Here is a 1,028-nt window from a genome sequence, read left to right as displayed (position 1 = left end):
TAGTTATGTGGCCTACCGATACACCGTATTGGTAGGCATTTTATCATCAAATCATGGCTTAGAAGTGTGGCTCGCTAGATATTCCTCCAACTGCTTCTGCACCTTCTGAGGTAAGGTCGCACTACGATCCGGAAACAGTGAAAATTCGCCCATTTTAGAGCGTACTTTGCCAAGCCAAGTGGGGTGTTTGAAATCAAACGCCTTATGCCATTCTTCCTCTGTTTTGGAGTCGTAATCTGTCATAAAGCCAATAATGGCTTCTTTAAGCTCAGTATTCATATAAGTACTGGTTGCAGGGTGGTCCCCAAGCCAAAACGTGCCAGTGCGTTTGCTGTTATAGCGCTGTAAACACAGAAAGAGCGGACCTCGTGGATGGTCTGTTGTGTGTCTTGCGTTCAGATGAAAAGGCGGCCAAGAGCTTTCGTATAAATTATTTTTTGCCAAAATGTCCTCAAAGCGACTGATGTATAGGTTATTGAAGAGGTAGGAATAGGCAATCCCGTGTTCCCTATCAATGAAGATTTTTGATTTGGTTTTTAGAATGAAAACAAAATAGAAACATAAAAATAATAAGAATATAAAAGGAGAGTTTTCAATGAAGAATAGTTTTCTGTGGTAACTCGTATCTATCGGCTCCTCTATTCGAAGAGTAGCGATTTCCTGATCTGTCAGAGGTTCCCCTTTCCACTTTCTCCAGGATATCTGATATGCTTTTTCCTCGTCAAATGCGTGGTAATAGCCCCAGAGCCAGTCCTCGTTTTTGCTAAAAAAAGTAAAGATGGAAATCAAAAACAAAAACGACAAGAAAATAAACGAGTTTTTGAGGTACTTGTGGTGGGAGTCATGACTGACAAGCAGCGTCCCTTTATCGTTAAGCGTGACGATTGAATCTTCGCGTTTCATGACCTGTTTTCAATCCTTTGAAATGGGCTTAGTTAGTCGTCCCTGAAAAACACCCTTTACCCACGGACCAAACTCAGGCTCTGTGCGTTCTTTTCTCTTCTTTCCAATAACCCGATCAAATACAC

At 41.6% G+C, this 1,028-nt stretch carries 1 protein-coding gene; it reads right to left on the bottom strand.

Features of this window, described 5'->3' with window-relative positions:
- Positions 1–51: 51 nt before the first annotated feature.
- Positions 52–903, bottom strand: a complete 852-nt coding sequence (locus ACXAF9_RS18135) for a hypothetical protein (protein ID WP_475076823.1) — start codon at positions 901–903, stop codon at positions 52–54.
- Positions 904–1,028 lie beyond the last annotated feature (125 nt).

It is taken from the genome of Neptunomonas sp. ABH4_499, from assembly GCF_056160565.1.
Note: the sequence above shows the minus strand (reverse complement) of the source record. Positions and strands in the feature narration are given on the sequence as shown.

Excerpts from the sequence above, each read along its gene's own strand:
- ACXAF9_RS18135 (WP_475076823.1), bottom strand. The coding sequence starts at position 903 with ATGAAACGCGAAGATTCAATCGTCACGCTTAACGATAAAGGGACGCTG.